General features: G+C 29.2%; 5 protein-coding genes. All 5 read left to right on the forward strand.

Annotated features, from left to right (window positions below):
• The first annotated feature begins 453 nt into the window (after window positions 1–453).
• On the forward strand, window positions 454–1,143 hold the full coding sequence (locus BUB63_RS08055; RefSeq protein WP_073248968.1) for a hypothetical protein: 690 nt from the start codon (window positions 454–456) through the stop codon (window positions 1,141–1,143).
• Between the two features lie 15 nt (window positions 1,144–1,158).
• Window positions 1,159–2,100 carry a DUF1848 domain-containing protein gene (locus BUB63_RS08060; RefSeq protein WP_073248970.1) on the forward strand — a complete coding sequence of 314 codons (942 nt, stop codon included), beginning with the start codon at window positions 1,159–1,161 and terminating at the stop codon, window positions 2,098–2,100.
• Window positions 2,101–2,171: 71 nt separating this feature from the next.
• Window positions 2,172–3,524, forward strand: a complete 1,353-nt coding sequence (gene csx2, locus BUB63_RS08065; protein WP_073248972.1) for a TIGR02221 family CRISPR-associated protein — start codon at window positions 2,172–2,174, stop codon at window positions 3,522–3,524.
• Window positions 3,521–3,901 carry a CRISPR-associated protein Csx20 gene (gene csx20, locus BUB63_RS08070; RefSeq protein ID WP_027309514.1) on the forward strand — a complete coding sequence of 127 codons (381 nt, stop codon included), beginning with the start codon at window positions 3,521–3,523 and terminating at the stop codon, window positions 3,899–3,901. The genes csx2 and csx20 overlap by 4 nt, the downstream gene beginning before the upstream one ends.
• Before the next feature lie 183 nt (window positions 3,902–4,084).
• Window positions 4,085–5,467, forward strand: a complete 1,383-nt coding sequence (locus tag BUB63_RS08075; protein ID WP_027309515.1) for an ATP-binding protein — start codon at window positions 4,085–4,087, stop codon at window positions 5,465–5,467.
• Window positions 5,468–5,645: the final 178 nt, after the last annotated feature.

The following is a 5,645-nucleotide window of genomic DNA, read 5'->3' on the forward strand; positions in this document are numbered from 1 at the left end:
TTCTTTAAGCAATAACAATCCTGTATCAGAAGATAAGTCACCACCATCAAAATTTAATCGTATTTTACTATTGCTTTCTAAACAAATATCATATAAACTAAACATTGAGAACCCTCCCTTTGTTTGGTATTTGTTTAGCAACTATATTATAACAAATTTGGGCCCTCTTTTTCATGTTTTTATTTCACTTTTTAAGTGAAATGCAGTTTAGTAAAAAATTAAGTTAATATGGGCTATAGAACTCTTTTAAATAAATTCCATGAATAATTCAGGTTTAATATAGAATTTTTTCTTGTTGATTCCCAGAAGAAGTTTTTAGAATATGCAAATTCTATACTAAATAAATTAAAGGATTTTCTCCCTAAACATTTAAATATAAAAGTATATTTAAAATTATGCGAAGTAAATAGCAAAGAAATTTTAGTTGAGAATTTAAAGTTTGATATTATCAGTATGAGTAACTTTATAAACCATTTTGAGCATAATGATGATTTTGATGCATTTGAATTTTTATCAAAACTTAAAAACAATCTTTTATACGATGGTTCAATTATAATAATAGAACCTGGAAGTAAAGAAGAGTGCAGGGATATGAAATTATTAAGAAATAGGTTGATAAATGAAGGTGTTTATAATTTATTTTCACCGTGCCTTTCAATATGGGAAGAAAGACAAAATATAAACTGTTCCTGCTTTACAAGCTATAGTATGCCTATAAAAAAGCCTGAGCTTATAAGCTTTTTAAATGAAATGGGATTGAATAAAAACAAGTATAAGGAATATGTAGCCTTTAATTATTTAGTTTTAAGAACAGATGGCCTTATGAAGTATAGTGTATGTAAAAACAAACAGAGCTATTATACAATAAAGGAAGTTGTAGAAGGTAATTTTGAGGTAGGCAAAAGATACAATATTAAAGGTATAGTGAAAACGAAATCCTTCAAGAATAATAGTTTTTGTATCTGTGATGGAAGCGTTACAGATAGAAATTTTTGGATAAAGATAGAAAATGATGCTGTAGATGAAGTAAAGGAGCTGTTTAACAGGATTAATATGGGAGAGCTTGTTAATGTAAAGAAGGTACAGTTTAAGGACAATAACTTTATATTAGACAAAAAATCAAAGCTTGATGTATTTTTTTAAAATGGGGTGATATTCTTGATTTTAAGTGTTAGTCGAAGGACAGATATACCTGCCTTTTATAGTGAATGGTTTTTGAATAGAATAAAGGAAGGATATGTATATGTAAAAAATCCCTTTAATGCAAAACAGATAAGCAAAATAAATATAAGGCCTGACGTGGTTGACTGTATAGTATTTTGGACAAAGGATGCAAATCCTCTTATGAACTATTTAGATGAACTTAAGGACTATAAATATTATTTCCAATTTACAATAACTCCATATAAAAAGGATATTGAACCAAACTTAAGGAATAAATCAGAAATAGTGGATACCTTTATAGAGCTTTCAAAGAGGATTGGTAAAGAAAAGGTTATATTAAGATACGATCCAATTCTTCTTACAGATAAATACACATTAAACTATCATAAAGCTGCCTTTTCAAAGCTTTGCCAAAGGGTTAGTGGATATACAGACAAGGTTATAATAAGCTTTTTAGATGACTATAAAAAGGTTTCAAGGAATATGAAGGAGATAGAACTTAAGGAGATGACAGCAGAGGATATTTATGAAATATCAGACTATTTTTCAAATGTTGCAGGAGAATATGGGTTAAAGATTGAAACCTGTGGAGAGGAGATAGATTTAAGTAAATTTGGCATAGAGCACGGAAGGTGCGTAGATGGAGAACTTATCGAAAAAATAGTAGGATATAAGCTTAAGAATCTAAAGAGGGATGGTAACAGAAGTGCTTGCCTTTGCCACGAATGTATTGACATTGGTCAATATGACACCTGTGCCCACGGTTGCTTATACTGTTATGCAAATATAAACAAGCCTAAGGCAGAGGAAAACTATAGAGCCCACAATCCTAAATCCCCACTTTTATTTGGTGAATATGAAGAAGAATATGTTATAGAAAGAAAGGATGTTAAATCCTTTAGGCTGGAAGAGGGAGAACAGATTAGTCTAATATAAATTTTTACGCATTAAAAATTAAATAAGTTTGATATACAATAAGTATAAAGATTTGTGAGAGGAGAGATAAAATGGCAAAGAAGTTTTTAAGCTTTTTAGGAACAGGGGAATATAGTGAATGTACATATAAATGTCCAAAGGGTGCTGAAGTAAAAAGTAGGTTTATACAAACAGCTTTAGTGGAGGACTTATGCAGAGAATGGACAGAAGATGATGAAGTTATTATATTTCTAACCAATGCTTCAAGAAATAAAAACTGGGAGGATTCAGAGAGATTTGTTGAAGTATCAAGGGAGGAAGTAAGCCCAGAGGAGATAATAATAAGAAGAAATAAAAAAACTTTTATAGGTTTAAAGAATGAACTTCAAAATAAAAACTATAAAGTTAAAATTGTAGATAAATCTATACCAGAAGGAAAGAATGTTGATGAGATATGGGAAATATTTAATGTAATGATGGATTGTATAAATGATAATGATGAGGTAATATTTGACATAACCCACAGCTTCCGTTCAATCCCAATGCTCGCACTTGTTGTTTTAAACTATGCAAAGGTAATGAAGAATATAGACATACTTGGAATATATTATGGTGCCTTTGAAGCAAGGGATAAAGATGGAGTTGCTCCAGTGTTTGAGCTTAAGGAGTTTGATAGGTTGTTAGAGTGGTCCTATGCAATAAATTCCTTTGTTAAGTTTGGTGACAGCAGGCAGATACTTGACTTTGTAAATAGGGAAAAGAAGTATGATGAAAAGTATAGGGAAGTCTATAATTTTGCTAAAAAGTTAAATACATTTACAGATGCAATAAATACTTGTAAAGGTATTGTACTTGACAACCCACAAAAATCAGTTTACGCAGCATATAAGGATATGATAGAAAGTTTAAATACAATAAGGGAAAAACAAATTTATCCAACTATTTCTGAACTACTCAAATTGGTTGAGAAAAAATCCAAAATTTTTGATTGTAATGATAATTTATCAATTGGAATGGCATTTGTTGAATGGTGTATTCAAAACAATTTAATACAACAGGGATATACAGCTTTAGATGAAACAATAAAGACATTTATATGTGTTTTAAATGATTTAGATGATTCAGATAAAGACATAAGAGAAGAAATTGCAGCAAAGGCAATGGCGGTATATAAATATAAAGACAATGAAAGCAAATGGATTGTAGAGGAACAATATAAGGAAAAGATTAGAGAAATATTAAAAAATACACCAAAGGAAATATTTAAAATTGCAGATGCAATATCAGTTTCAAGAAACGATATAAACCATTTTGGTTTTACGGAACCTGATAAAAGAAAGGATATATCAAAATTAAAAAGTGAATTAGGTATAAAATATCAAGAATTAAAGAAAGTATATGATGAATACTTAAATAATAAGGGGGCATTGGAGGACTTAGAATGAAGTTGATACTACTTTTTTCCCACAAACTAACAGATGAACAAATAAGAGAAGCCGAGAATGAACTTAAGGTGGAAGAATTTATATATCTTCCACAGGAACTGCAGTATATATGGTCAAATATACCACCAGAAGGAGAACTGCCTATATATATTATAGATAAATTTAAGCGTTTTATAATAGACAACGCAAAGCAGGGTGATTATATATTAATCCAGGGTGATTTTGGGGCGACAAATCATATGGTACAATGGGCAAAGGAGAAGGGTTTTGTTCCTATATATGCAACAAGCAAGAGAGAGTATAAGAGCATAACAAATGAAGATGGCTCAATAACTAATGTGCATATTTTTAGACACATTAATTTTAGAAGATACTAAACACTGTGGAATATATAATCCACAGTTTTTTTGCTGTCGACCCCCAATCCTGTAAAAAAACATAGGGGGCAGCAGTTGCAAACTCTCGAAAAAAACTATAAAGGTATTTTTTATTATGAATGTGAAACAATAATATACTTTGAATTATTATAATTTGAAGTATAATATTGTTGAGGTGGTAATATGAAAAAATTTGTGAATAGAAAAAAAGAGCTGGATTTTTTAAATAAAGAATATACAAGAGAAGGTTCATCGTTTGTTGTTATATACGGAAGAAGAAGAGTTGGGAAAACATCTCTAATTAAGAAATTTATAGAGGATAAAAAGGCAATATATTTTCTTGCAACAGAAGAAATTGAAGGTGAAAATATAAATGCATTTAAAAATGCAATTGCAAATTATTTAAATGATGATTTCCTTTTAGATTTACGTATTGATAGCTGGGATAGTGTCTTTGATTTAATATTAAAGAGGGTAGATCCTAAACAAAAAACAATAATTGTAATAGATGAATTTCAGTATTTAGGCTTAATAAATTCAGCATTTCCTTCAATTTTTCAAAGGATTTGGGATGAAAAACTAAAAGAAAAAAATATTATGATAATTTTATGTGGATCGCTAATTGGTATGATGGAAAAACAAACACTAAATTACTCCAGTCCACTTTATGGCAGAAGAACAGGACAAATTAAATTAAAACAAATTGATTTTAAGTATTACAAAGAATTTTATGATGAAGATGTAAATTTAATTGAGTATTATTCTGTAACAGGCGGAGTGCCTAAGTATATAGAAATGTTTAAAAAGGAAAAGAATATATTTGAGGCAATAAAAAACAATGTATTGAATAAAGATAGCTTTTTGTATGAAGAGCCCATATTTCTTCTCGAAAAAGAGGTACAAGATATAGGAACATATTTTTCTATAATTAAATCTATTGCAGCTGGAAACCATAAAATAGGTAATATAGCAACCAACTTAGGAGTTTCACAGACTAAATTAACAAAATATCTATCAACATTGATTGATTTAGATATATTAAAAAGAGAAGTACCAATAACAGAGGAAAACCCAGAGAAGAGTAAAAAAGGTTTATATTTTATAAATGATAATTTTATAGAGTTTTGGTTTAAGTTTGTTTATCCATATAGAAGCTTTATTGAATTAGATAATGTTGATTATGTTTTAGACAAAATAAAAAAAGGTTTTTATATGAATCACGTTAGTTTTGTGTATGAAGATATATGTAGACAAAGTATATGGGATATGATAGTTGGAGGAGAGATTCCATTTTTATTAAATAAAGTAGGTAGATGGTGGAATTCAAAAGAGGAGATAGATATAGTTGGAATTAATACGGATACTAATGATATATTGTTTGGAGAATGCAAATGGCTAAATACACCTATTGATATAGATATATTCTATAGGTTAAAAGAAAAAGCTAAGAAAGTTGAATGGAAAAGAAATAATAGAAATGAATTTTACGTTTTGTTTAGTAAAAGTGGGTATACTGATAGGTTATTAGAACTATCTAAAGAAATGCCAAATTTGTTATTGAAATAATATAGATAGCAAAAACTGTGGAGAATATAATCCACAGTTTTTTTGCTGTCGACCCCCAATCCTGCAAAAAACCCGGGGGGTCGACAGCAGCCTCAAACCCTTGAAAAACCTACAAAGTTACTTTTTTATTACGAAAAAGAAACAATTTGACAATTCAGAAAAATATAGATATAATAAT

It is taken from the genome of Caloramator proteoclasticus DSM 10124, assembly GCF_900129265.1.
GTDB lineage: Bacteria > Bacillota > Clostridia > Clostridiales > Caloramatoraceae > Thermobrachium > Thermobrachium proteoclasticum.